We start from the raw sequence: 26,073 nt of genomic DNA, 5'->3' as shown, positions 1-26,073 counted from the left end.
ATTTACCCTCTTTTTTTGAATGAATACCACCACCAATTCAACTATTATTTCATTGCCTCTCTTATTCAGCCATCAATTTATTTATACAAACCTACCCACCTCTTTATTAATGATAGATAGCATCTATTTATATAAATAAATTTTAAGCACATTCTTTTTTCTCATGGATTTTTCGATTTCAACGGTTATTATCCAGTTTAGGTTTAGTCAACATTCTGTATTTAGACAGTCGAACATTCAGAGAAAGACGTTTTGTTGATTAACCCACCCGGTATCCACAGTGGATTTATATTCCTATCCGTTCTTTTGGCTCACCGCAAACCCTTGCGGTGGTTACGATTTATTAACGCTAATCTGAAAGTAAATTCTAATGGGTATCGAGAATAGTCAAAGTAAAACCACCAGCACGAATCCTGTATATCGTTCTGGTCGTCATATGTCCTGGGGTGTGCTGGGATTTTGTTTGCTATTACTGATACTGAAATACATCAGTTGATCTTGCTTTTAATAACGGCATAAAAATAAACACCACCAGGTGATATATCCTGATGGTGTTTATTCACAGACGAAACAGACTGAGCGTAAACGCAAGCTATTACTCAAGCACAATTTCGCTACGCAGACGATTTTTCACCCATCCTGCTAGTGCCGAGGCATTTAACGCCCGTGAATAGAGATACCCCTGAGCAATATCACACTGCAATTCCCGCAGTTCATTACGCTGCTGTTCCGTTTCGACGCCTTCAGCCACAACAGTTTGATGCAGGCTCTGTCCAATCCTCACCACCGTTGTGGCAATGGCTTTCATCTTGCTACCTTCCCGCAGGTCGCGCATAAAGCTTTGATCGATTTTCAGCTCGGTCATTGGCAAATGCGCCAGCCGGGACAAGCAGGAAAACCCGGTACCAAAATCATCCATCGACAGCCCCACCCCCAACTCACGTACCGCACAAATGACTTCCATGGTTTCCGGTCGCTTATCCATCATGACGCCTTCGGTAATCTCAATGGTCAGGCAGTGTGCGGGGATGCGGTATTGGCGTAGCAGATAAGAGATATACTGCGGCAAACTGCTGTTATAAAAGTTAATCGGCGAAAGATTTACCGACACCACGGGCACATGAATGTCATTACTACGCCATTCCGCCATCTGGCGGCAAGCTTCATGGAGCGTCCAGCGACCAATGCCTTCGATTTCACCGGTCTCCTCAGCAAGTGCGATAAATTTACCTGGGGGAATATCGCCCAATACCGGGTCGGACCAGCGCGCCAGCGCCTCAACCCCATAAAGCTCGCCATTTTTGAGCCAAATCTGCGGCTGGTAGTGCAGATGTAAATGGTTGCTGGCAATAGCGAGTTTCAGTGCCGCCGCCAGCTTTAACCGCTCCTGATCCACCTGGTTCATTTCACTACTGAAAAAAAGATAGCCGCCCGACGCCGCCCCTTTTGCCAGATGCGAGGCGTGATTAGCCTGCTTAAGCAATAGATCGCGGGATATCCCGTGATCGGGATAGAGGCTGATGCCGGTACTTACCGTCACGTTCAGTGCAAGATCAGCCACATTAAACGGCAGACGGAATAACGCCTGAATACGCTGCGCAATTGTGGTTGCCTTCGCGGCATCGCAATCCGGGAAGACCAGAACAAAGGTGTCGCTGTCAGGATGGCTGACAAACGCCTGGCGGGAAAATTCCGCCGTCAGCCGCTGGGCAATGGCGGCCAGTACGCTGTCCCCGGCGGCATAGCCCAGAGCATCGTTAACATCTTTAAAATGGTCGAGGTCAAGGAAAAAGAGCGCGGCACACGCACAGGCGCCCTGCTGAAAAAGCGCATCAATATGACGATGCAGCGCGCTACGCTTTGGCAGACCGGTCAGCAGATTAAAGGTCGACAGTTGCGTAATCTTTTGCTGATCGATATGCACGACCACCATGCAGGGTGCGCCCGCACGCGCCGCCCCGTCATAGCGCACTGTGGCAGAAAGCGTGGTTTCTTCCCCGGTTGCCGACACAATCGTAAGCGACGTTTCCTCGCCGGGCGCCTCCGGGGAGGTGAACAGGGGAATATCCGCTGCTTTTCTGCCCAGCACCTGGCTTCGCGAATAACGCCATAGCGTCTCGGCCGCTTTATTAAAGAAAAAAACATTTTCCGCGCCGTCGATAAGAACAACAGCATCATGAACATATTCCAGCGCGGCAAGCATTGACTGCGAGCCGAAAATATCATTGTCAAAAGGCATGATAGTTTTTCTATACCAGGGAGGTCGGGGCAATACTAATAGAAAGCAGCCATTGGTTCAATATCAGCCAATAGCGATATTTGCAGGAAACTGCATTTATAGAGAAATTAAATAAATGGATAATTATTTATTGATAAAGTTTTAGCAAAAGATGCCGATAGGGTAAATAATAAAAACATGAATCAAATATGAAGAAATTGAGGAGATTGAGGTTTACTACAATTATTATTGAAAACTATCGTCTACGCTAAATACATCATCTTTTCATCTTGCCACCACGCAAGCCTGACGCCGCGCGGCCTCCCGCCATACAACGCAATTAACAACAGATAGATTAATAGACATCTTAAATAAGTGAATTTCTATTTATTGATAGCGTCACTTGACCTGCAACTTTGCCCACCTCAGTATATAAGGAAATTCTCAATTAAAGCGGACATCAACAATAAATGATGATCCACTTAACGTATTCAATGATTGATGGTAATACGTTCCGCAGAAATAAGGAGCCAGCGGTAATAGAGAAAGAGGCAGATAACATTGCTTAAATTTAGTGCGTGTTTAACACATCGAGGACAGGCAAATACTATGTATGACGATTTAAGTTCTTTGACTGCAAAACTGAAGATGTCCGGTGTCTCTTTCCAGAAAATAAACGACGAAGATGGTGCAACGATGCAAACAGCAGTAACAGTCACAACGCCCGATGTTAATGGTGATGTTAAAGAAACCATTGTTGAAACCGTGCCTGCGGATATTCACCTGGAAAGCTCTCAACCGGCACCCAACGTCAATACCCTCTCCTGGCCGAAAGCAAAACCTGCGCTGGTACAAAACGCGTTTTCCTCTCCGACCGGTGGCATTCTGGAAAGTGTTGCGGCCCTGTCCCGCCAGACGTCCGAACCGGAAATTCGCGAACGCAACCCAGTACGTCTGGACGTGTTATTTACCGTCATTGGCAGATAGCCCCGCCCAATTACCGGGTTGGCGCCCAGTTTTTCTCATAAGCGTGTCCTGACTCAGGTGAGGAAATTAGCCGCTCGTTGTGCTTTTCGACAGGGGCTATTCAGTCTGACAAGTCATGATTTTTAACAGGGTTACCGGAACGGAAACAGACCGGTCGGCCTTACTGTTTTCCGTACAGATTATTAAACATGCAAAAAATCATCGGAATTATTCTCACGCTGACGCTGCTTTTATTATCGTTGTTGGTGGTAGTCACCCCAATGAGCAGCGATAAACAATACCTTTTCGGCCTGTCAGTGATTGTGGCCGTTTTTATTCTTGGTCGATTTAAAAGCAAAAAATCGGTCCTGGCTATGCTGGTATTTTCGCTGCTGATGTCCACACGTTATATCTGGTGGCGCGCAACGACGACGCTGCATTTCGACTCCACGCTGGAGATGGTACTCGGCGGTCTGCTTTTTGCGGCTGAAATCTATTCCTGGACTATTCTGGTGCTCGGCTATGTACAAATGGCCTGGCCGCTGGAGCGCCCCATTGCCCCGATGCCGAAAGATCACAATACCTGGCCGACCGTCGATATCTATGTGCCTTCATATAATGAAAGCCTCGACGTGGTTCGCGATACGGTGCTGGCGGCGCAGTGCATCGAATATCCACAGGATAAAGTGAAGGTCTATATTCTGGACGACGGCAAGCGGGATGAGTTCCGGGATTTCGCTGCGCAAGCAGGTGTAGGCTATCTGACTCGTCCGGATAACAGCCATGCGAAGGCCGGTAACCTCAACCACGCGATGACCATCACCAAAGGTGAGCTTATCTGCGTATTCGACTGCGACCACGTGGCGACCCGCGTGTTCCTGCAGGCGACCGTCGGTGAGTTCTTCCGTGATGACAAACTGGCGCTGATTCAGACACCGCACCACTTTTATTCCCCGGATCCGTTTGAACGTAACCTGACGGCAGCAAAGAAAGTGCCCCATGAAGGCGCACTCTTCTACGGCCCGGTTCAGCAGGGTAACGACAACTGGAATGCGACCTTCTTCTGCGGCTCCTGTGCAGTTATCCGGCGCTCCGCGCTGGAGGAAGTGGGCGGTTTTGCGGTCGAAACGGTCACCGAAGATGCCCATACCGCGCTGAAACTACAGCGTCGCGGCTGGAATACGGCGTTCCTTGATATCCCTCTGGCGGCAGGCCTGGCGACCGAACGTCTGGCGCTGCATGTGAACCAGCGTATTCGCTGGGCGCGCGGCATGACGCAGATTTTCCGTATCGATAATCCGCTGCTCGGGCGCGGCCTCAAGCTGACCCAGCGTTTGTGCTACCTCAATGCGATGCTGCACTTTCAGTATGGGTTGCCGCGAGTGGTATTCCTTACCTCACCGCTGGTCTTTATGCTGTTTAATCTGAACATTATCTCTTCATCCGCGACGCTGATTTTCTCCTATGTGTTGCCGCACCTGGTGCTTTCCACCCTCGTGAACTCGCGCATCACAGGCAGGTATCGCTACGCGTTCTGGGGGGAAATCTATGAGACGGTGATGGCCTTCCATCTGATTCTCCCGACGCTGCTCAGCCTTATCTCACCGCGCCTTGGGAAATTTAACGTGACGGATAAAGGCGATCTGACCGATCGCGATTACTTTGATGCCTATACCGTGCGCCCGCTGATTATCACTGTGCTGCTGATGGTCGGCAGCATGATCTGGGTCGGCGTGCGTTATTACATGAATGACTACGCTGGCATCGACCCCCGCGTCATCCTTTTTAACATTGCCTGGGGCTGCTTTAGCACCATCATTTTATTGGCCTCAATCGCCGTGGCGAAAGAGAGTAAGCAGATCCGCAAAACGATCCGCATCTACGCCAGTCTGCCGACAAAAGTACTTTTCTCTGACGGCTCACACATGCTCACCCGCACCTTTGATATCTCCATGGGCGGTGCGCGCGTGGCGCTACAGAAAGGGGAAGACCTGCGCTACAAAGTCCCGGTACAGATTGAACTGGGGCTGGGGAATGAAATTGCCCATGTGCCGCTGCGTGCCGCTGGCGTGGGAAACAACGATATTCGCGTAGAGTTCGACAACCTGCCCCTCAACGAACGCCGCAAACTGGTACGCGTAGTGCTCTCTCGCGCCGATGCCTGGTACAAACCGCCCCATGCCCCGGACCGCCCGCTGGCCTCTTTCGCAGGCATTTTGCAGTGTGTATGGGAACTGTTCTTTGGCCGTAAAAAAAGCAGTGCAACGGTGAAATGCAAAATGGCCACCGTGGCGAAAAACCAGGAAGAGGTTAAACATGCGCTGTAATCCTCTGCTGTTAGCCACGGTCTTGCTGTGTGGCACCAGCGGTATCGCCTGGGCGGCACTGTCGACCAACAATGACGCATTGCCGGAACTGCCTCCGCTGCAAGGGGTAAAAAGCACTCAGGCAACCCCCGCTGCGGTTGTCGCCGCCGCGCCAAATGCCAGCAATCAGAACATCTCCAGTTCGTTGAGCTTTGGCGATATGGGGGCCGCAGGCGGCCTGACGCTTTCCGGCCAACAGTTGCAGAATGGCGTGAGTTTTACGCTGCCGGGCGATCTGGTGATTACCGATGCACATATCAGTCTGAATGTGGAGGTGAACCGCACGGATGTGCCAGGCGAAAACCTGCAACTGATGCTTAACGGGCAACCGCTGGGTGCCATTCCGCTCGATCAGGTCCAGCAGGAGAAAGGCTTCTGGAGTCTGGATGTTCCGGCATCAATGATTGCCTCGGGTAATAACCTGAGTTTCCAGTTAAAAACCAGCGACGACATTATCAATAATGGCTGGAGCTGTCAGCGCACGCTGCCGGAAGATTACCGCGTGACGTTAACACCCACATCGACGCTCAATTATCAGGGGCTGTGGCTGAACGTGCGCAAAACGCTCAGCACCTTCCCTCGCCCGTTCTTTGATACGAAGCAGACTAAAGATCAGGCGCTGAGCATCGCCTTTTCCACCAGCCCCGACGCGGATGTCCTTACCGCAGCCGCCATTGTCACCTCACACTTTGGCGTGATGAGTGCCGGTAAGCCCAGCCGTTTCGATGTGCAGTACAACACGCTACCTGCGGGTAACGGTATTTTACTGGGCAAACCTGGCGATCATATCGGTGAGGTGACCCTCGGCGAAAACCCAGGGGCGGCGTTGCAGGTGATTGATAACCCGCTGAACCCGGCTTACAAGCTGCTGGTGATAAGCGGCCACAACGAGACAGAACTGCGCCAGGCCGCCTGGCGTCTTACCCAACCGGCCCTGCCAGACAGCGACACTCTGCAAGTGACGGCGGTAAAAATGACGCAACGTGGTGAATACGACGCCCCACGCTGGGTCAACACCAGCCATCCGGTTGCGCTTCGCAGCTTACAGGCTGATGACGGCACTCTGGTGGCGCACGGTGTCTGGCATGGGGAAAACCAGCTCCCCTTCGTCACAGCGCCGGATCTGTTTATGTGGGATGGCAGCGCCGTACCGCTGCGTCTCACTTACAGTTTTGCGCAAAAAGTCTGGATCGATGACAGCAACTCGTTCCTCAATGTCAGCCTGAACGGTGAGTTCCTCAAGCGCCTGCCAGTGAGCAAAGACGGCATTTTCGCACCGGTAATGAATATGCTCGGTCTGACCCAGCGCCAGCAAAGCGCGGTGGTGAATATTGACCCACGCGCCATTCTCGGTAGTAACCAACTGGGTTTCTGGTTTGGTATCAAACCGCAGAAAAATGCCCCCTGTAATGCGCTGGGCGATGACAACGTTCAGAGCCGCATTGATGGCAACTCAACGCTGGATTTCTCCCATTCGTGGCACTTTGGGCAGTTGCCAAATCTGAACTGGTTCAGCAATGCCATGTTCCCATTCACCCGCAACGCTGACCTGGCGAACACCAGTGTTCTGATGTCTGCGCACCCGAACCTGGAAGAGACCTCTGTGCTACTGAACCTGATGGCGAAATCCGGGCGTGATACGGGTGTTAGCGCCAGCTACCTGCATTTGTTCACCGGAATGCCGCAACAGGAGAGCGGGCAGCAACAGTTAGCCAGTAGCGACGTGCTCGCCATTGGCAGCCTGCGTAATGGTGAACTGCTCAAACCACTGTTACAGGGCAGCGCCTTCTCCCTTAATGAAAACACGCTAGAAGTGAGTACCGCCAGCGTCTTCAGCCGCCTGACATCACTGTTCAGCGGCGAGCAGGCACGGACAGATATCGATGCCGCAAGTTACCTCAGCGACACCAGCCAGTGGCGTGGCCTGGTAAGCGTTCGTTCGCCCTGGAACACCGGGCGTGTGGTGGTGATTGCCACCGGCACAGACGATCATCAGTTGCAGCAACTGCCGGATGATATGACGAAACCGACGTTTAAAAGCAATGCGAACGGCGATTTTGTGGCGACGGGAGATGCTGGCGATGTGCGTAGCTGGCGCGTTGGCGAGCAATTTACCCGCGGCGACCTGCCGGGTTATCTGATGATTTTGTGGTTCGCCAGCCAACACATTTTCTGGCTGTCGCTTCTCGCGTGCCTGATTGCCGCGATTGCCAGCCCCATGTTGTACCGCACGTTGAAGCGACACGCTCAGCAACGCCTGCAGGATAAGACCGAACATGAATAAGCGTATTATTGGCAAACCACTGACGCACGCCTTTTACCTGCTGTGTCTGATTGGCACGAGCCACCCGGCATCTGCCGCCGACACAACGGATGCCAGCCAGAGCGCCAATGATGCGGCGGTAAAAAAACTGCTGACCCAGGCAAGCTACTGGCACAGTAAAGCACATGATGATATGGCGCTCGAAGCGCTGCAAAAAGTGCTGGCAGTGGATGAGCACAACGTCGACGCGATGTACCTGACGGCGCTTTATCAGCTCCAGCGGGGTAACACCCAGCAGGCAGACATCTGGCGCAAAAAAATGGCTGAGATAGCCCCGCAGGACCCGCGCCTGTCGGCGCTGAACAGTGCCAACTCGATGCAGTCCATTTCACCCTCTCAGCTCAATGCGGCGCGTAACCTGGCACAGCACGGGCAAACCAAAGAGGCGGTTGCAGCCTATCGCGCGCTGTTTAAAGGCAACCCGCCGGATGAACTCGCGCTGGAGTATTACCAGACGATGGCGGGCGACAGCGCCACCTGGTCAGAAGGGGTGGCCGCCCTGCGTCAGCGCGTGAAAATGATGCCGGATGACAACGCCAGCAAGCAGGCGCTGGCAATGGCGCTGACCTGGCAGCAAGAGACCCGTCGCGAAGGGATAGCACAACTGTCGGCCATCGCCGCAGATGACAAAAGCGCCGATAAAGCGCTGCAACAGGCGCTGCTGTGGCTGGAACCTAAAGCATCGGATCTGCCCGTTTATACCAGTTATGCTCAGCGTCACCCGGAAGATAACGCGCCGATGGACCACTACCGCAAGAGCGTGGAAGGGGATGCGACCAAATCCGGTTTTGATGCGTTGAACAGCGGCGATCTCGACTCAGCGAAGGACAAATTCGCCCAGGTTTTGCAGGGGCAGGCCAGCAATGGCAACGCGCTCGCCGGAATGGGCTATGTGGCGCTGCGCCAGAGCCGCTTTGCGGATGCCCAAAAGTATCTGCGCCGCGCATCACAGGAAAATAGCAACAACGAGAACAGCCTGCAGTGGGCGAAGGATGCCGATAATGCGCGGTTCTACGCCTCGCTAAACGAGGCCCGCAGCCTGAATCAGAAGGGACGCTATGCCGACGCACTCGCCAGCCTGGACACCAGCGTCAGCAGCGACTCCCGCCAGCGTCAGGCAGCAGATATGCTACGCGCCGACATTTTGCGCCGTCAGGGTAAACCGGCGGAATCGGAGCAGGTCTATCGCCAGTTGCTGGCGGATAACCCGCAAAATACCGATGTCCGCACCGGCCTGATGTGGGTACTGCGTCAGCAAAACAAACAGACCGAAGCCGAGCAGATCCTACGCACGCTGCCCGCCAGTCTGCGAACCCGCTACGCTACCTTTGGCGATAACGGTGATGACGAGCGTAAAGCCGCGCAGGCTGCATTGCAGTCGGGCAATGGGTCGAAAGCCATGCAGATCCTGCAGGCTGCCTGCGGCAAATACCCGCAAAACGTCTGGCTGCAACTCGATTATGCCCGTCAGTTGCGTAAAGCCGGGCAGAAACAGCAGGCCGCCACGCTGATGGCAAGCGTGGCGCAACATGCCGACAAGCGTAATGAAGCGCTGTATGCCGCCGCGGTATATGCCGCCGAGGATAACGACTGGTCGAAAAGCCAGAGTCTCCTTTCGCAGGTCCCACGTGTGACATTCAGCGCTGACATGACGGCGCTCAACAGCCGCGTTCAGAGCAACCTGCAAATGGATATCGCCCAGAACTATCTGCGTCAGGGTAATACACAGGCCGCCCGCAACTCCCTGCGATCGCTGGAACGTACGCCGCCGCAAACGCCTGTCGATCTTGGCCGTTACGCTCAGTTGATGATGCAGGCCGGGGATACGCCGCTTGCCCTGCAACTGGTTCGTGAAAACCAGGCTCAGGGGCTACATGGAACCCTGGCCGACTATGCCGGGCAAATCCGCGTGCTGAACCAGGCCGGACGCTTTGCGGAAGCAGAAAGCGTGCTTAACTCGCCGGTGCTGCAAAACAGCGCCAGCCAGCAAGAGATCGACAATATTCGTATCGCCAGCGTCATTGCCCGCGCCGACCGGTTACGCGAAAAAGGCAAACCCGATGCCGCCTGGAACCTGGTGATGCCCGCCCTGCGCGCCAACCCGGCTAATACCGATTTGTTACTGGCGATGGCGCGGGTGTATCAGTCCGATCATATGGACGATAAAGCCGATGAGATTTACACGTTCGTGCTGCGCAAATCGCCACACGACAAGCAGGCGTTAACCGGGATCGTCAACCTGGCGCTGGCACGTAATGATCATGATGCCGCCCGCCGAGCGTTTAGCGCGCTGGAACCATCGCAGGATGCGGATTACATGATGCTGGCCGCGAGAGTGGCGGCCGCAAACGGTGAAAATCAACGGGCAATGTCGCTGTTGCGTACCGCACAGTGGCGTCTGCAACAGGGTACAGAGGAAGATGAAAGCGACGTGATAAGCGACGTGGTCTCCCTCCCCTCCCCCACGCAGCAGGCACAACAGACCGCAATGACCAGCATTAATAACATGATGCAGGATCTACAGGACAAGACCGCGACCTGGACAGGTGGCGGTGTGTCACTGCGCACCCGTAGCGGTGAGTCTGGCCTTGGCGCACTGGACGAGGTGAAAGCGCCGCTAACGATTTCCGGCACGATAACCGATAGCGCCCGTCTGAGCCTGAACGTCTCGCCGGTCTCATTGAATGCCGGAGAGATGTCCGGCAACTCGGCAAACCGCTTTGGTTCGGGTCAGATCACGCATGCCACCAAACTGGCTGCCGCCGCAAGTACAACCACGACCACCACATCAACCGATGCGGACACCCAGAGCGGCCAACAGGCAAACGGTATGGAGACCAACCTGAGCCTGACCGGCGACAGCTACAAACTGGATATCGGCAATACGCCAACCGGCGGTGAGTTCACCCGCCTGGTCGGCGGTGTCGAGTGGATGCCGAAACTGTCGCGCAACAGCTCACTCGATTTGAAAGCTGAGCGCCGTGCGGTCACCGATAGCCTGCTCTCGTATGTCGGTGCGAAAGATAAAACCACTGGCGAAAGCTGGGGGGCGGTCACCCGTAACGGCGTCTCGGCCCAGTACGCGTGGGATAACGATCTTGTGGGTTTATATGCCCGTCTGGGCTTTGATACCTGGATTGGCGAAAACGTGCCAACCAACCACTCGGTCAACGCGCTGGCAGGCAGCTATTTGCGCCTGTTCCGCACCACAGAAAGCGAACTCAAGATGGGCGTCAACGTCAATTACATGGACTTTGACCGCAACCTGAGTAACTACAGCCTCGGTCAGGGCGGCTATTTCAGTCCGCAAAACTATATGGCGGTCTCGCTGCCCGTCACCCTGACACGCAAGATAGATAAATGGGACCTGACGCTGAATGGCGCGGTGGGGTATCAATCCTGGCGACAGGATCAGAGTGACTACTTCCCCGGCCACAGCACTTTGCAGTCACAACTGAATAGCCTGGCCAGTACCGTCGACAACGTGGATTCGGTGTACAAAGCCTCCGCGAAAAACGGTGTGGGCTATACGTTGGGCGTCGACGCACGCTATCGCCTGAGCGACAACGTGGCGCTCGGCGCCAATCTGGGATATGACACTTTCGGCAGTTATAACGAAGGTAAAGCGTTGTTTTATTTTAAATATTTTGTCGACCAAAACAAATAACCCGTGGGATGAATGATGTTTAGTAACCAAGACACCTATTTGCAACGCAACTATCAGGCAGGCTGGCATGACCTGGTGTATCTGTTTTTCAATGAATTTTCAGACGGGCAGTCGGACAAAGACCCGGAAGCGCTGAGACGTATTGGACAGATGATGGCCCAGTGGTATCCCATCGATCGTGCCACTACGGTGAGCGAACTGGAGAGCAGCATCAACCGCGTACTGGAGCTGTTTAACTGGGGATTCGTCAAGATGGCCCCGGCACAGCGTGAACTTATTCTGATGCATTGCGCCTGGCCGCACGCGCCGGAGCATCGCGATGAAGCGGGCTGGCGCCGCGCCAGTGCTACCGTACTGGAAGGGGCCTATTCGCAGTGGCTGGTTTCTCAGGGGGCGGGTAACCATGTTCCGGTTCGCTGGAAAGATAACGCCACCGAAGATGTATTGATTTTCCGTTACGCCATCAGCGAATAACGCCGCAAAGGTATTTCCATCCTGAACAGAGACAGTCAGGTGACCATTATGTTGAATGAAATTATTGTTGCTGGAAAAAAACTCGAGCTCGAAGATGTTCACTTTATGGAGGAAAATGCCTTTGTTTCACTGGTCTTTGATACCGCCGGGCGTATTATTTTTGCCAATCGCTATTTCTGCCAGTTAAGCGGTTTTAGCAGCGATGAAATTAAGGGCAAAGTATTATTCCAGGCCACGGATGAAGCATCCTTCTCGTCAGTACTCACGGCGATAAATATTATCCTGCTTACTGGTGAAACCTGGCACGGTGAAATTTATCAGCCAACAAAGAATGGCGAACAACTATGGATTGATGCCCGATTAACGCCGCGCAAAGATGAACAAGGCGAAGTGTTCGCCTTCGTGATGCTGGGCTTTGATATTACGCGGCATATGACCATACGCGAGAAGTTACACTATCGCGCGCACAATGACGCCCTGACCAGGACGTTGAATCGACAAGGCTATTTTATCCGTAGCCGCAAAAAAATCCGTGCCGCCAGAGCGCATGGCGCCCACACATTCGTGGCGATTCTTGATCTGGATAACTTCAAAAATATCAATGACGATCTGGGGCATGCTGCCGGCGATGAGGTGCTGCGCTGTTTTATTAGCCGGGTGAAAAACTGTATTTCGCAAGATACCCTGTTAGGTCGTCTTGGGGGGGATGAGTTTGCCCTGACCTTTATCGAAGGTATTGATGAGCCCGACGGACGACAATTATTACAGCACATTGTCGAGGAAACTCGCCAGCCCATGACCATAACCTCTCAGGCTCAGCCGGTCGGGTTATCGGTCAGTATTGGCGTAGCCAGATATCCCGAACATGGGCCAAATTTTTCATCGGTATTAAAAGCCGCCGACACCGCGCTTTATAAAGTTAAAGCACAAGGCGGAGACGATTTTATTAATTATCAGGTGACCGGAGTAACCGAGCCTGGCGGAATTATCAGTACCCTCGAGTGCTGATATTTAAGTTCACACAAAAACAGAGTTTGTCTCCAGAGGAAATAAGAATGTTAAAGGCTGTCATCCCGGTCGCAGGCCTCGGTACGCGTATGCTGCCCGCCACCAAAGCTATCCCCAAAGAGATGTTACCCGTGGTGGATAAGCCACTGATCCAGTATATCGTGCAGGAGTGTTATGCCAGCGGTGTCCGGGAAATCGTGCTGGTGACCCACTCCTCAAAGAATGCTATCGAAAACCATTTCGATACCTCCTTTGAGCTGGAGTCTCTTCTGGAATCACGTGTAAAAAACCAACTGCTGGAAGAAGTAAGAACCATTTGCCCGGCAGGTATGAAGATTATGCATGTCCGTCAGGGGCATTCGAAAGGTCTGGGCCACGCCGTGCTGTGTGCTGAATCGCTGATAGGCGACAACGATTTTATCGTGGTCCTGCCGGATGTGCTCATTGACGACAGCCGGTGCAACATCGCACAGGACAATCTTGCCGCGATGATCAACCGCTTCACCAGCACCGGCGCAAGCCAGCTAATGATTGAGCGCGTGGCACACGAAGATGTCTCGCGTTATGGCGTGGTCGACTGTGGCGGTTACAACCTGTCAGAAGGTAGCTTTGGCCTTGTGCGTGGCATGGTGGAGAAACCTAAAGTGGCGGATGCACCGTCGGATATGGCCGTTGTGGGGCGCTATGTGTTGTCGAAAGCTATCTGGCCGCTGTTGCACAAAACTCCTGTCGGGGCAGGCGGTGAAATTCAGTTAACCGATGCTATTGCCATGCTGCTTGAGCAATCCCCGGTTGAAGCTTACTGCCTGACCGGTAAATCCCATGACTGTGGCGATAAAATTGGCTACATGAAAGCCTTTGTTGAGTACGGTTTGCGACATGGCGCGACCGGCGAAACTTTCCGCCACTGGCTGCGTGATGAGCTTGTGTTGGCCCGCGCTGAGGCCGAAGCCGTACTGTAATTCGTTCCACAACCGGTAACGCCGTAGATCTTTTCTTTCACGGGTAGCCTCATTCAATAACAGGAAATCTCATGTTAAGAACTGCCTGGTTAATGACCTGTTTATCCCTTTCATTAGCCATTATGTCATTCTCAACACAGGCGCAGGATAATAACTGGACGCTGTTTAAGCATAATTATCTCAACGAAGATGGCCGCATTGTTGATCATGAGAATGGGGATATCAGCCACTCTGAGGGGCAGGGTTATGGCATGTTACTGGCGGTAATGAATAACGACCCGGCGACGTTCGAACAAGTGTGGCGCTGGACGCGCAACACGCTGCTTCGACCGTCGCTTTGGCTTTTCGCCTGGCGCTATGACCCCATCGAAAAGCGAGTGACCGATGAAAATAACGCCAGCGATGGCGATACGTTAATCGCCTGGGCATTATTACTGGCCGGGAAAAAATGGCATGACCAAAGTTATCTCACCGCCTCGGAGAATATTCAGGACGCACTGATCAACTGCCTGATTATTGAGCAGGACAACCAGACGTTACTTTTGCCTGGCTTATCAGGGTTCACCCGCGATGAGGGTTACGTGATTAATCCTTCATATTTTATCTTTCCGGCGTGGGAAAGTTTCTGGCAGCAACGACACAATGATATTTGGTTAAAACTCAGTAAATCGAGCGTTGCATTACTCGGCAAAGCCCGTTTTGGAAAAACTCAGTTACCCAGCGACTGGATTTTTGTCAAAAATGGTGGTGAAGTCGAGCCTGCCGATAACTGGCCCGCCCGATTCAGTTATGATGCCATCCGTATCCCGCTTTATTTAAGTTTGAGCGAGACACAGCCGCACTCAATGGACAACTTTCGGCATTTCTGGGCAAATTACAGCCGCAACGCTACCCCCGCCTGGGTAGATGTTTCCGGTGACGGGCAGGCGAATTATGACATGTCCGGTGGTATTCTGGCGGTGCGTGATTTAACGATGGGCGATTATCAACGAATGGATAAATCCCTGCATCCGGGAGAAGGTTATTATTTATCCGCTCTGCATATGCTTTCGTTATTCGCCGCGTCATTAAAAGGGTATTAAACCTGTTTTGGCAATTTGCCGCACTCCCTCGCGACAGGCACGAGGGCAGCATTAGATTCTGGCAGGACGCCTCAAAGAATAAACACTTATCGACCAGGAAAGCGCCTGTGCTGGTCGATGCGTTGTGTGGCGATCCGGGTGGCAAGACAAAGGCCAACCGCTAACGAATAATAAAAAACAATCACATCTCATGTGCAGGCATGAGGGAGAGACTTAATGGCAAAGTTGAAAATAATAAGATGTCATATGCAAATCACAGGGGTGTTTGTACGTCCACAACAGAGTGGGAATCTGCGGGCCGGGGAAATCAATGAACATCCGTAACCTTGAATATCTTGTCGCACTGGCAAAATACCGCCATTTTCAGCGCGCAGCGGAAGCATGTAATGTCAGCCAGCCGACGTTAAGTGCCCAATTGCGTAAGCTTGAAAACGAACTGGGCCTGCAACTGCTGGAGCGCACCACCCGAAAAATCCGCTTCACACAGACGGGATTGCGCCTGGTCGAACAGACCCAGGTCGTACTCCGGGAAATTGAAGCGCTGAAAAATATGGCCAGCAGCAGCTATCATCAGAGTCTGTCGCAAACGCTGGATATCGGCATTATTCCAACCCTGGCGCCTTACATGTTTTCCCACATGAACGCCGTGTGCCACGAGAATTTCCCGGAGATCGAGCTGGAAATTCATGAGGCGCAAACCAACCAATTGCTGAATATGCTGGAGTCAGACGCCATAAAATGCGCCATTATGACGTCCAATAAAGACACCAGCAAATACGTGGAACTGCCTTTATTTGATGAGCCTTTAATGCTCGGCGTCAGTCACCAACACCCCTGGGCGCGTCTTAATGATATTAATATGGGGCATCTGAAAAACAGTAAAATTCTGATGATTGATGATGGCAACTGCCTGCACAGCCAGGTGCTGCGTTATTGCTATCAGTTTGAGCTGGAACCCGATACGCGCTTCGTGGCAATGCACCTGGAGACATTACGTCGCGGTGTGGCATTCAACCGCGGCGTCTCCTTCTTCCCGCTGCTGTCCACCCAGCATGGTAATAATGAGAACATTAAATATCTGCGCTGTATCGCGCCGGAACCAAAACGCAAAGTGGTGCTGATTTTTCATCGCAGCGATCCGATGCGTAAGAAATACGAAATACTGCGCAACGCAATTGCACGATATATGGAACGCTACTTTATCGATTTCAATGTGATGGCGTAGCAGAACTCAGCATTATGGATGCTGACACATATCGCCGTGTTCCCGATTCTCTTCGCGACAATCATGCGCCCGCATGGTTGTCGCTTTTTCCATTAGCCCCTGCATAATCTGCTCCGGCAATACCACTCCGCGATGGTACAACTCTTCAATATTTAACCAGACCGTCACCAGCAGAATGGTGTAATCCGCAACCGCTAAGGGTGCCTGCTGCGAAGCGATAAACGGCAGACGCGCGCTAAGCCGGGCAAAATGTTCAGTGCTGACCTCATCCTGATAATAAGGCCGTGATAAAAGTTGATAGAGCTCGCTCTCATCGCCAGCGGCTACCCAGGACAGCCGCACCGCAATAGTTTTTACAAATGGCGGAACCAGGACATTTTCATCGGATAGCGGATCCAGATGTAAAGGGTGGCCTTGACTTTGCGGTTCAGCTTTCATCGTTTCCTCGATACCGGGTGTAATTATCCGTGGTCATTCTTATATTCATCGACCTGCCCGGGAATTTCTTTAGTGTTTTATATAAAATAGATAATAATTGCGTAATGATCCATGCTCATTTTCCTAAAACACGAATAAAAACCAATAAAAGCAAAAGCTTAAATACTGATCAATTATTGATAAAATCGATCTAAGTTTCTTCTATTTATATACGGCGTTTATTAAAGTGGCGATTATTCCGTTTTTAATAGGCAAACAAGGGAGATTGAAGGACTTATTTTAAAAAGGTGGCGTAAGAAAATTCCCATGTCGGGAATAATGATAAAGGAAATGTGATGGAGAAAGTGCCGGACATCAAACACAGTTTATGGAACTGATGGACAGGGACAGCAGCCAGGAGAGGGTATTAAGCCCGACAGTGTGTGCCGGGCGGCTGTCATTTACGGTCTTGAGGACGTACCGTCAGGGGTACGCGCCATCGTCCAGGAAGGTATTCCCCCCTCGCATGGATATTTCGCCGCTTTGGCTTCGTCAATGTCGATACCCAGACCCGGCTTGTCGTTCAGGTAGGCATAGCCGTGATCGATCTCCGGACATCCCGGGAAGACATCACGCAACGCGTCGTTCATGGGGGTGTATTCCTGAATACCAAAGTTCGGCGAGCTCAAATCAAGGTGCATGTTGGCGCAAACCCCGACCGGAGAAATGTCGCCCGGCCCATGCCATGCGGTACGCACACCGTTCAGTTCACTGTAGACGGCGAGCTTCTTCGCTGGCGTAATGCCGCCGATGGTGCTCACGTGGCAGCGAATGTAATCGATCAGTTTGTTATCGATAAGCGGCTTCCACTCATTCACATTCACAAACAACTCACCCATCGAAATGGGGGTAGAAGACTGCTGACGCAGCATTTTCAGCCAGTCAATGTTTTCCGGCGCCACCGGATCTTCAAGATAAAAGAGCTGATACTGTTCGAGCGTTTTGGCCAGATTAATGGCGGTCACTGGGGTCACGCGTTCATGCACGTCATGAATAAATTCGATACCAAAACCGAGCTTGTTACGCAGGTGGTCGAACAGACGTGGAACGCTTTTCGCGTAGGCATCCGGATCAAAATAGATACCGGGCGTTTTGCTGCGCGGAGAACGCTTCGGCTGAATGTTCTTCGCGCGAGCCAATTGCGTGGCGATCAGTTTGAGGTCATCGGTCCCCGCGCCGCCATACATCCCCATCTGGCAGCGAACATACTGATAGCCCTCTTCCATTCTGGCGCGGATGTTATCCTCCACTTCCACTTCATCGCCACCGTCGGTGTGACAATACAGTGGGATCCCATCACGGCATTTTCCGCCCAGCAGATCATAAACCGGCATCCCAGCCAGCTTACCTTTGATATCCCACAACGCCATGTCCACACCGGACAACGCATTGTTCATGACAGGGCCATTACGCCAGTAGCCGCTCACCGCGCCCGATTGCCAGATATCCTCAATACGCGTTGGATCTTTGCCAATCAGGAATGGCGCCATGTACTCATCGATCGCGCTTTTTACCGCGAAGATACGTTGGGTAAATGTTGCACATCCCAACCCATATAGCCCCGGCTCGTTGGTCTCAACCTTAACAACCGCCAAATCAATGCCACCTGGCGCCGTCAGAATCGTTTTCACGTTGGTGATTTTCAGATTACTCACTTTCACTCCTCAACTCAGCGAATTTACCGCATGTCATACCGTTGTGGACGACATGACGCATATTTGTAAGTTGTCCTACAACTTGGCATTGTTATATCACGCTTCTTTTACAGAGGAACATTGTGAGTTCCATTCTGTGACAGCGATCAAATCGCATTTAGCAAAAAGCAAATATATAATTTAAATTCAATTACTTAATATTATCCAAACGATCGTCATACGGAACTATTTGTGATCCTTGTTGCAAATTTATAGGTGGACTGTTGATTTTATCAGGGTGAAAATTCAACCTCTAAAAAGATAGTCGTCATACAAATTAAACGAGAGAGGAAACAACATGACCGCTTTATTTGATTTAACCGGGAAAACGGCACTGGTAACGGGCTCTGCGCGTGGACTGGGCTTTGCCTACGCAGAGGGCCTTGCCGCTGCGGGCGCGCGGGTTATCCTCAATGATATTCGCGACACGCTGCTTGCCGAATCCGTGGATACGCTGACAAGCAAAGGCTACGACGCACACGGTGTGGCTTTCGACGTCACCGATGAACAGGCCATTGAGGCGGCTTTTAGCAAGCTCGATGCAGAAGGGATCAGCGTTGATATCCTGATCAATAATGCCGGTATTCAGTACCGCAAACCGATGGTCGAACTGGAACTGGAAAACTGGCAAAAGGTGATCGACACCAACCTCACCAGCGCTTTTCTGGTCTCCCGCGCAGCAGCAAAACGGATGATTGCACGCAACAGCGGCGGTAAAATCATTAATATCGGTTCGCTCACCAGCCAGGCGGCCCGCCCTACCGTTGCCCCGTACACGGCGGCAAAAGGTGGCATCAAAATGCTCACCTGCTCGATGGCCGCAGAATGGGCGCAGTTTAATATCCAGACCAATGCCATTGGGCCCGGCTACATCCTTACCGACATGAACACCGCGCTTATCGAAGACAAGCAGTTCGACAGTTGGGTGAAAAGCAGCAACCCTTCTCAGCGTTGGGGGCGTCCGGAAGAGCTCATCGGCACCGCCGTCTTCTTATCATCCAAAGCATCAGATTATATCAACGGGCAAATTATTTACGTCGATGGTGGCTGGCTCGCAGTGTTGTAATTAACATCTACTGCCATTCGTTAAGCGAACGGCAGTAATTAAACGGGAAAATATCATGATTCAAAACATACAAAAAAAGTTAGCACCGATTCGCTGGCGTAAATTAATTCCGCTGGCATTTATTACCTATAGTCTTGCCTATCTCGATCGAGCTAACTATGGATTTGGCGCAGCTTCCGGTCTGGCTGAGGATCTCAATATCACACCAGGGATCTCCTCTTTACTCGGTGCACTGTTCTTCCTTGGGTATTTTTTCTTTCAGGTACCGGGAGGTATTTACGCTGAAAAAAGAAGTGCCAAGAAGCTTATTTTTTGGAGCTTAATCCTGTGGGGAATATTAGCAACAGCGACCGGTATGGTCCACGACGTTAAGGTCCTGGCAGTCATTCGCTTCCTGCTTGGCGTGGCTGAAAGTGTTGTGATGCCTGCCATGCTTGTTTTCTTAAGCCATTGGTTTACTAAGAAAGAAAGGTCAAAAGCCAACACCTTCCTTTTTCTTGGCAACCCCATCACCGTACTCTGGATGTCAGTACTGTCAGGCTATCTCGTGGATGCTTTTGGCTGGCGCGGTATGTTTATTATCGAAGGCGTCCCAGCTATCATCTGGGCGGCTATCTGGTGGTTTATCTTTGTTGACCGCCCCACGGATGCTAAATGGTTAACAGAGCAAGAAAAAGAAGATATTGAAGCGGCACTAGCAGCAGAACAAACCAATATTAAAGAAATTAAAAACTACAGCGAAGCATTTCGTTCTGGCAAAGTCTTATCACTCTCCTTTATTCATTTCTTCTGGAATATTGGGATGTATGGTTTCATTATGTGGCTACCCTCTATTTTGAAATCAGCATCTGGATTGAGCATCGTAGCAACAGGCTGGCTATCCGCAGCCCCTTACTTATTAGCTGTGCCACTTATGCTGAGTGCATCCTGGTATTCAGATAAATTTCTGAACCGTAAAATCATTGTTCTTCTGTTTTTAGGATTGGGCGCAATCTGCTTTATTGGATCGTTTACTGTTGGGGCATCCAATTTCTGGCTCTCGTATGTCTTGTTGATGGTTGCCGGTGGCGCGATGTATACCCCTTACGGACCGTTCTTTGCCGCAATACCGGAAATGATCCCACGTAATGTGATGGCAGGCGCGATGGCATTTATCGTTAGTTTCGGCGCTCTGGGCTCATTCGTCGGCTCATGGATTGTTGGTTATCTGAATGGCTTAACAGGCGGACCTGGTGCTTCTTATGTCTTTATGGGAGCCTCACTGGTAGTGGCGGTGTTGCTCACCTCACTCACCTCGTTTAGCACAAAAGAATCCGCGCAAGCAAAAGTACAAACTTGTTAAGATCGGGCGCCCGCCTGGGCGCTTTGATTTTAAAAATGATATAAAGTATGACGTTTCTAAACTGACTGTGGACACCCATCTTGAGCATAAAATCCATTCAAAAACAGAATGTTGTAAATGAAATTTATGATCAGATAAGCGCAAAACTGCTGGATGGCAGTTGGGCGCCGGGTAGCCGTTTGCCTTCAGAAGCGGAGCTGACCACTTCATTTAATGTCAGCCGGGTCAGCGTACGCAGCGCGGTTCAGCGCTTTCGCGATCTTGGGATTGTGGTGACACGCCAGGGCAGTGGCAGTTACGTGAGCGAAAATTTCACCCCGCAAATGTTGAGTAACGATCCGCGCCCAATCATGCACCTCAGCCGCGAAGAGTTTCACGATATGATGATTTTCCGTCAGACCGTGGAGTTCAAATGCGTGGAGCTCGCGGTCACACACGCGACTGATGACGACATCCGCCAGCTTGAAGAAGCGCTTAATAATATGCTGATCAACAAGGGCGACTACAAAAAGTACTCGGCAGCGGACTACGAGTTCCATCTTGCGATTGTCAGGGCATCACACAACAGCGTGTTTTATAACGTGATGAACTCTATTAAAGATATCTATTACTACTATCTTGAAGAGCTTAACCGTGCGCTGGGGATCACTCTAGAAAGTGTGGAAGCCCATATCAAAGTTTATATGTCGATCAAAAACCGCGATGCCACCACGGCGGTTGAAGTTCTTAACGAGGCGATGTCAGAAAATATTACTGCTATCGAAAAGATCAAATCGACGGACAGCGCTAAGAAATAGAAAAGGCTCGCCAGTAGCAGTCGCGAGGTGAAAGGGATTACCGGGTAGACTCCCGCTCCCCATGTATACCTTTCCGGGCAACCCGCCTCCCAAAACGAAAAATTCGTGACTCCTTTCGCATTTGTTTTCCAAAATGGCAGCTTTTATAAGCCCTGCTATTTCGGCCATGTACACGGCGGGAAAGCTCTGCTTTCAGATTTTCATCAAGAAGATAACCCAAAGCATCTATGACCATTTGTGAATGATCTGAGGGGCTCACCAGCGCCTGTTTTAACGCAAATGTTACTTTGGCGTTGTATTTCGTGAATACCGTCGCGCTAAACTGGGCAAATGACAGAAAAACACCTTTATTCCAGGGTAGAAAAACAGGCAAAAGCACAGCGAAAAAGCGCATAAAAATACCTATAATTTGGTTAATTTGCCGATGTTTTACGGCAAATTTTATCCCCTCAACCACGTTCATTTTCAGTTATTTTCCTGCCTGCACATGATCACATTTTAATGACGCCACATAGTTTGAAAAATAACATAAGCCTTTAATAATTAAAGAATTACTTCATTTTTATTGATTCAATTATTGAATTAATAAAGCACTCATTCAGTCTGTTTTTGTTGGAATGAAAGTCATAGAATCCTGGCAACACGCAATTCAGCGCCACATTTTATATCCATGGCAGATGACCGTTTATGACGTCGGTATTCGGTTACCATCTATCCGCAGGAGGAATTATGTCAGGCCAGTCTTCTACTCCAGTCGTAACATCCGTCAAAGTGATCCCGGTCGCCGGGCATGACAGCATGCTGATGAACCTGAGCGGTGCGCATGCGCCGTTCTTCACCCGTAACATCATTATCATCACCGACAACGCCGGCAACACCGGTGTCGGCGAAGTCCCCGGCGGCGAAAAAATCCGCCAGACTCTGGAAGACGCGACGCCGCTGATTGTCGGCAAAACCCTCGGCGCCTACAAAAATGTCCTCAATGAGGTGCGCAGCGCCTTTGCTGACCGTGACGCCGCGGGCCGCGGCCTGCAGACTTTTGACCTGCGCACCACCATCCACGTGGTCACCGCCATTGAATCCGCCATGCTCGACCTGCTGGGCAAACACCTGGGCGTCAACGTCGCCTCCCTGCTCGGTGACGGCCAGCAGCGCAGCGAAGTGGAAATGCTCGGCTACCTGTTCTTCGTCGGCAACCGTAAGGCGACGCCGCTGCCCTATCAGAGCCAGCCGGATGACAAATGCGACTGGTACCGCCTGCGTCATGACGAGGCGATGACCCCGGATGCCGTGGTACGTCTGGCGGAAGCCGCGTATGAAAAATACGGCTTCAATGACTTCAAACTGAAAGGCGGCGTGCTGGCCGGTGAAGAAGAAGCGGAATCCATTGTCGCCCTGGCGAAGCGCTTCCCACAGGCCCGCGTCACCCTCGACCCGAACGGCGCCTGGTCCCTGAACGAAGCCATCAAAATCGGTAAGTACCTGAAAGGCTCGCTGGCCTACGCGGAAGACCCGTGTGGCGCGGAGCAGGGCTTCTCCGGGCGTGAAGTGATGGCGGAGTTCCGCCGTGCCACCGGCCTGCCGACCGCCACCAACATGATTGCCACCGACTGGCGTCAGATGGGGCACACGCTGTCGCTGCAGTCGGTGGATATCCCGCTGGCGGACCCCCACTTCTGGACCATGCAGGGCTCCGTGCGTGTGGCGCAGATGTGCCACGAGTTTGGCCTGACCTGGGGCTCCCACTCCAACAACCACTTCGACATCTCGCTGGCGATGTTCACCCATGTGGCGGCCGCGGCGCCGGGTAAAATCACCGCCATCGACACCCACTGGATCTGGCAGGAAGGCAACCAGCGTCTGACCCGAGAGCCGTTTGAGATTAAAGGCGGGATGGTGCAGGTGCCGACAGCGCCGGGTCTGGGCGTGGAGCTGGATATGGATCAGGTGATGAAGGCGCACGAGCTGTATCAGAAACACGGTCTGGGCGCGCGCGACGATGCAATGGGGATGCAGTACCTTATCCCCGGCTGGACGTTCGACAACAAACGTCCTTGCATGGTGCGTTAATCCATAGTGATTCATACAAGGCCCGCAGGCGTAAACCTGCGGGCTTTTTTACAGCATGTTGATGACAAAGAAGCCCAGTGCGGTCATCAACAATGAGCCAAACACATGCACCATCACCGACGTGATGGCCCACAGATAATTGCCCATCTGTAGCTGGGAAAAAATTTCCAGCGAAAACGTTGAAAACGTGGTCATTCCCCCGCACAGCCCGGTAGTAATCAGTAATCGCCAGGTCGGATCCAGATGTGGCTGTCGCGTAAAGAACGCCAGCGCCCCGCCAATAATAAACCCGCCAGTCAGGTTCACCAGCAACGTGCCGGGCGGCAGATTCGGAAAGAGCGCATTCAGGCGCACTGAGAGCAGCCAGCGGATCACGCAGCCAGCCGAACCACCGACAATGACGGCAATGAGAGATTTCAGCATGTTTTCCTCAACAACAATAAAAGTGTCCGAGGCATGCAGGAGGGAAAAAGATAAGCGCCCGACATGCCTCCATTAAAAGAGTCATACCAGGCGTCATCAGCTTCGCTGGGAAGCGGTTGGGTAAGGTGGAACGCCATCACCTTGCATGCATTGTTCAACGTTTTTTGCCGGGAGGCAAGAAAGGAACATTCACACCCCGAATACATCCACATAAACGCAGCGGCACGACATTACAAGCTTACGTCACGTCAGCCCGGCGCAACGCCTTCATTCTGCAACGATAAAACCAAACATAGCCAGTGCAATAAAACATAGCCAATACTATATATTGTTGATTTATAAGATATTTTTTGCATTTATGATATTTACATGGCAGCATGACACTCTCTGATATTTGATGCATTTGACCCGTTTCGACACAGACGGGTATTGAAAGGTACGCACATGAGCTTCTACGCACTCCTCATTCTGGCATTTGGGATGTCTATGGATGCCTTCGCGGCATCCATCGGTAAAGGGGCGGCACTTTATCGCCCACCGCTGAGAGAAGCGCTGCGCACTGGCATCATCTTTGGCGTGGTCGAAGCCATCACTCCGGTGATTGGCTGGGGGATTGGCCTGGCCGCCAGCCAGTATGTTCTGCGCTGGGATCACTGGATTGCCTTTGCTCTGCTGATACTGCTCGGCGTGCGTATGGTAGTTGAGGGGATGAAAAAAGACGGGCAGGAACCGGTAAATGCGCCCAGACGGCACGGCTTTTGGTTACTGGTCACCACCGCTATCGCCACCAGTCTGGATGCTATGGCTGTCGGCGTAGGGCTGGCTTTTCTGGAGGTGAACATTGTCACCACCGCCTTGCTGATAGGTCTCGCCACCACCATTATGGCCACGACAGGGATGCTGCTGGGCCGTTTTCTGGGTGTCGCGATGGGTAAATGGGCCGAAGTGATGGGTGGCGTAGTGCTGATCGGCATCGGCTGCACCATTTTGCTGGAACATCTGGCAGTCTTTGCCTGACCTTTCCATCCCTTGTCCCGCCCCGAATGGTAACTGTGTCAACAGGTTGAGTCGGCGCTTCAATGCTTCTTAACCGTACTGAATAAAGAGCAGTTGCCATTCCCGATTATCATACCCGACTCTCTTTCTGCATTTTTTATTTCGATATTTTCGAACAAAAAATTGGGTTAGGGAAAACGAAATTATGCCTCTTAGTTTTACGCTCAATTTAAAGACGCCATAGCGCGTGTAATGTCTCTTTTTACGCTTTATACACATCCCAGTAACAGACTAAAAATACTTTATTTTTTCTGAAACCGTTGCCTGAAGCGCTATGAACTGCAAAACAGTTTGTTTAGAATATGAAAAGAATTGTAGTTTTTGTAAGTTCATGTATCTGGCATTATTTCGCTAAAACCTGATAGTTATCCAGAATATCAATTAGTAATCACACTAATTTAATAGCTTATTTTGAATGGAGTTCTTATGAAGAAAGTGGGTAAGTGGTTTACCGCACTGGTTGTTGTGGGTGCCCTGGCTGGCTGCGCGCGTACCGCACCGATTGAAAACGTCCGCACAACTGTCGGCACTGGCCATACTGCTGAGCAAGTAAAAAGCGCAATCTTTAAAGCAGGCGTACAGCGCCAATGGATTATGAATGAAGCGGGTCCGGGGGTTATTAAAGCTCGCCAGCAGAACCGCGATCACGTTGCAGAAGTTCGCATTAACTACACTGCAACAGGCTATACCATCAATTATGACAGTAGCCTCAATCTGCAAGCCGCAAACGGTAAAATCCACAAAAACTACAATCGCTGGGTAAATAATCTGGATAAAGACATTCAGGTTAATCTTTCCGCAATATCAGCACATTAAGAAGACATTCAGTTGGACCAGGCCGCTGGTCCAATTGCCCT

General features: G+C 51.6%; 20 protein-coding genes and 1 riboswitch. Of the genes, 15 read left to right on the top strand and 5 right to left on the bottom strand.

Annotated features, from left to right (window positions below; translation table 11 throughout):
- Nucleotides 1-595: 595 nt before the first annotated feature.
- Nucleotides 596-2,239, bottom strand: coding sequence for an EAL domain-containing protein (locus C5523_RS04935; protein WP_071193762.1), 1,644 nt, complete (start codon nucleotides 2,237-2,239; stop codon nucleotides 596-598).
- A 675-nt stretch (nucleotides 2,240-2,914) separates the two neighbouring features.
- On the opposite strand from C5523_RS04935, the gene C5523_RS04930 reads away from it, so the two are divergent.
- The 9 genes from C5523_RS04930 to oxyR all read left to right on the top strand — a co-directional run bounded on the left by C5523_RS04930 (nucleotide 2,915) and on the right by oxyR (nucleotide 16,291).
- Nucleotides 2,915-3,205 carry a hypothetical protein gene (locus C5523_RS04930; RefSeq protein ID WP_223878765.1) on the top strand — a complete coding sequence of 97 codons (291 nt, stop codon included), beginning with the start codon at nucleotides 2,915-2,917 and terminating at the stop codon, nucleotides 3,203-3,205.
- Between the two features lie 188 nt (nucleotides 3,206-3,393).
- Complete coding sequence (bcsA, locus tag C5523_RS04925; RefSeq protein WP_108700685.1) at nucleotides 3,394-5,511, top strand: UDP-forming cellulose synthase catalytic subunit; 2,118 nt, start codon at nucleotides 3,394-3,396, stop codon at nucleotides 5,509-5,511.
- Complete coding sequence (locus tag C5523_RS04920; protein ID WP_108700684.1) at nucleotides 5,501-7,834, top strand: cellulose biosynthesis cyclic di-GMP-binding regulatory protein BcsB; 2,334 nt, start codon at nucleotides 5,501-5,503, stop codon at nucleotides 7,832-7,834. The genes bcsA and C5523_RS04920 overlap by 11 nt, the downstream gene beginning before the upstream one ends.
- Nucleotides 7,827-11,540 carry a cellulose biosynthesis protein BcsC gene (locus C5523_RS04915; protein ID WP_108700683.1) on the top strand — a complete coding sequence of 1,238 codons (3,714 nt, stop codon included), beginning with the start codon at nucleotides 7,827-7,829 and terminating at the stop codon, nucleotides 11,538-11,540. The genes C5523_RS04920 and C5523_RS04915 overlap by 8 nt, the downstream gene beginning before the upstream one ends.
- A 12-nt stretch (nucleotides 11,541-11,552) precedes the next feature.
- Complete coding sequence (bcsD, locus tag C5523_RS04910; RefSeq protein WP_039077141.1) at nucleotides 11,553-12,014, top strand: cellulose biosynthesis protein BcsD; 462 nt, start codon at nucleotides 11,553-11,555, stop codon at nucleotides 12,012-12,014.
- A gap of 48 nt (nucleotides 12,015-12,062) precedes the next feature.
- A complete protein-coding gene (locus C5523_RS04905; protein WP_108700682.1) occupies nucleotides 12,063-13,022 on the top strand; it encodes a sensor domain-containing diguanylate cyclase in 960 nt (319 codons plus the stop codon).
- A 41-nt stretch (nucleotides 13,023-13,063) separates the two neighbouring features.
- Nucleotides 13,064-13,984 carry a UTP--glucose-1-phosphate uridylyltransferase GalU gene (galU, locus tag C5523_RS04900; protein ID WP_172960920.1) on the top strand — a complete coding sequence of 307 codons (921 nt, stop codon included), beginning with the start codon at nucleotides 13,064-13,066 and terminating at the stop codon, nucleotides 13,982-13,984.
- A 71-nt stretch (nucleotides 13,985-14,055) separates the two neighbouring features.
- Nucleotides 14,056-15,066, top strand: coding sequence for a glycosyl hydrolase family 8 (locus C5523_RS04895; RefSeq protein ID WP_107223935.1), 1,011 nt, complete (start codon nucleotides 14,056-14,058; stop codon nucleotides 15,064-15,066).
- Nucleotides 15,067-15,376: 310 nt separating this feature from the next.
- Complete coding sequence (oxyR, locus tag C5523_RS04890; RefSeq protein WP_039077145.1) at nucleotides 15,377-16,291, top strand: DNA-binding transcriptional regulator OxyR; 915 nt, start codon at nucleotides 15,377-15,379, stop codon at nucleotides 16,289-16,291.
- A gap of 12 nt (nucleotides 16,292-16,303) precedes the next feature.
- Here oxyR and C5523_RS04885 read toward each other — a convergent pair whose 3' ends face one another.
- Nucleotides 16,304-16,729, bottom strand: coding sequence for a hypothetical protein (locus tag C5523_RS04885; RefSeq protein WP_079498532.1), 426 nt, complete (start codon nucleotides 16,727-16,729; stop codon nucleotides 16,304-16,306).
- A gap of 440 nt (nucleotides 16,730-17,169) precedes the next feature.
- On the bottom strand, nucleotides 17,170-18,423 hold the full coding sequence (locus C5523_RS04880; protein ID WP_039077147.1) for an enolase C-terminal domain-like protein: 1,254 nt from the start codon (nucleotides 18,421-18,423) through the stop codon (nucleotides 17,170-17,172).
- 337 nt (nucleotides 18,424-18,760) lie between these two features.
- Here C5523_RS04880 and C5523_RS04875 point away from each other — a divergent pair, with 337 nt between their 5' ends.
- The 3 genes from C5523_RS04875 to C5523_RS04865 all read left to right on the top strand — a co-directional run bounded on the left by C5523_RS04875 (nucleotide 18,761) and on the right by C5523_RS04865 (nucleotide 21,667).
- A complete protein-coding gene (locus C5523_RS04875) occupies nucleotides 18,761-19,528 on the top strand; it encodes an SDR family oxidoreductase (RefSeq protein WP_039077148.1) in 768 nt (255 codons plus the stop codon).
- A 55-nt stretch (nucleotides 19,529-19,583) separates the two neighbouring features.
- Entirely contained in the window at nucleotides 19,584-20,870 is a 1,287-nt protein-coding gene (locus C5523_RS04870) for an MFS transporter (protein WP_108700680.1), read from the top strand.
- A gap of 80 nt (nucleotides 20,871-20,950) precedes the next feature.
- Entirely contained in the window at nucleotides 20,951-21,667 is a 717-nt protein-coding gene (locus C5523_RS04865; protein ID WP_039077150.1) for a FadR/GntR family transcriptional regulator, read from the top strand.
- A 37-nt stretch (nucleotides 21,668-21,704) separates the two neighbouring features.
- Here C5523_RS04865 and C5523_RS04860 read toward each other — a convergent pair whose 3' ends face one another.
- Nucleotides 21,705-22,130, bottom strand: coding sequence for a hypothetical protein (locus tag C5523_RS04860; protein ID WP_108700679.1), 426 nt, complete (start codon nucleotides 22,128-22,130; stop codon nucleotides 21,705-21,707).
- 266 nt (nucleotides 22,131-22,396) lie between these two features.
- Here C5523_RS04860 and gudD point away from each other — a divergent pair, with 266 nt between their 5' ends.
- On the top strand, nucleotides 22,397-23,737 hold the full coding sequence (gudD, locus tag C5523_RS04855) for a glucarate dehydratase (RefSeq protein WP_108700678.1): 1,341 nt from the start codon (nucleotides 22,397-22,399) through the stop codon (nucleotides 23,735-23,737).
- Between the two features lie 48 nt (nucleotides 23,738-23,785).
- Here the strand turns inward: gudD and crcB are convergent, their stop codons facing one another.
- Nucleotides 23,786-24,160 (bottom strand): fluoride efflux transporter CrcB, encoded by a 375-nt coding sequence (gene crcB, locus C5523_RS04850; RefSeq protein ID WP_108700677.1) that lies wholly within the window; start codon nucleotides 24,158-24,160, stop codon nucleotides 23,786-23,788.
- 80 nt (nucleotides 24,161-24,240) lie between these two features.
- A riboswitch (Fluoride riboswitch) is annotated at nucleotides 24,241-24,310 on the bottom strand.
- Between the two features lie 294 nt (nucleotides 24,311-24,604).
- On the opposite strand from crcB, the gene mntP reads away from it, so the two are divergent.
- Together mntP and C5523_RS04840 are read left to right on the top strand one after the other, a co-directional pair.
- Nucleotides 24,605-25,177, top strand: coding sequence for a manganese efflux pump MntP (gene mntP / locus C5523_RS04845; protein WP_108700676.1), 573 nt, complete (start codon nucleotides 24,605-24,607; stop codon nucleotides 25,175-25,177).
- Nucleotides 25,178-25,642: 465 nt separating this feature from the next.
- Complete coding sequence (locus C5523_RS04840) at nucleotides 25,643-26,032, top strand: lipoprotein (protein ID WP_039077942.1); 390 nt, start codon at nucleotides 25,643-25,645, stop codon at nucleotides 26,030-26,032.
- Nucleotides 26,033-26,073 lie beyond the last annotated feature (41 nt).

This window comes from Phytobacter sp. SCO41 (assembly GCF_003073275.1).
In the GTDB taxonomy this organism is placed as follows: Bacteria; Pseudomonadota; Gammaproteobacteria; order Enterobacterales; family Enterobacteriaceae; genus Phytobacter; species Phytobacter diazotrophicus.
The sequence above is the reverse complement of the archived record's forward strand: the minus strand, read 5'-3'. Positions and strand labels throughout refer to the sequence as shown.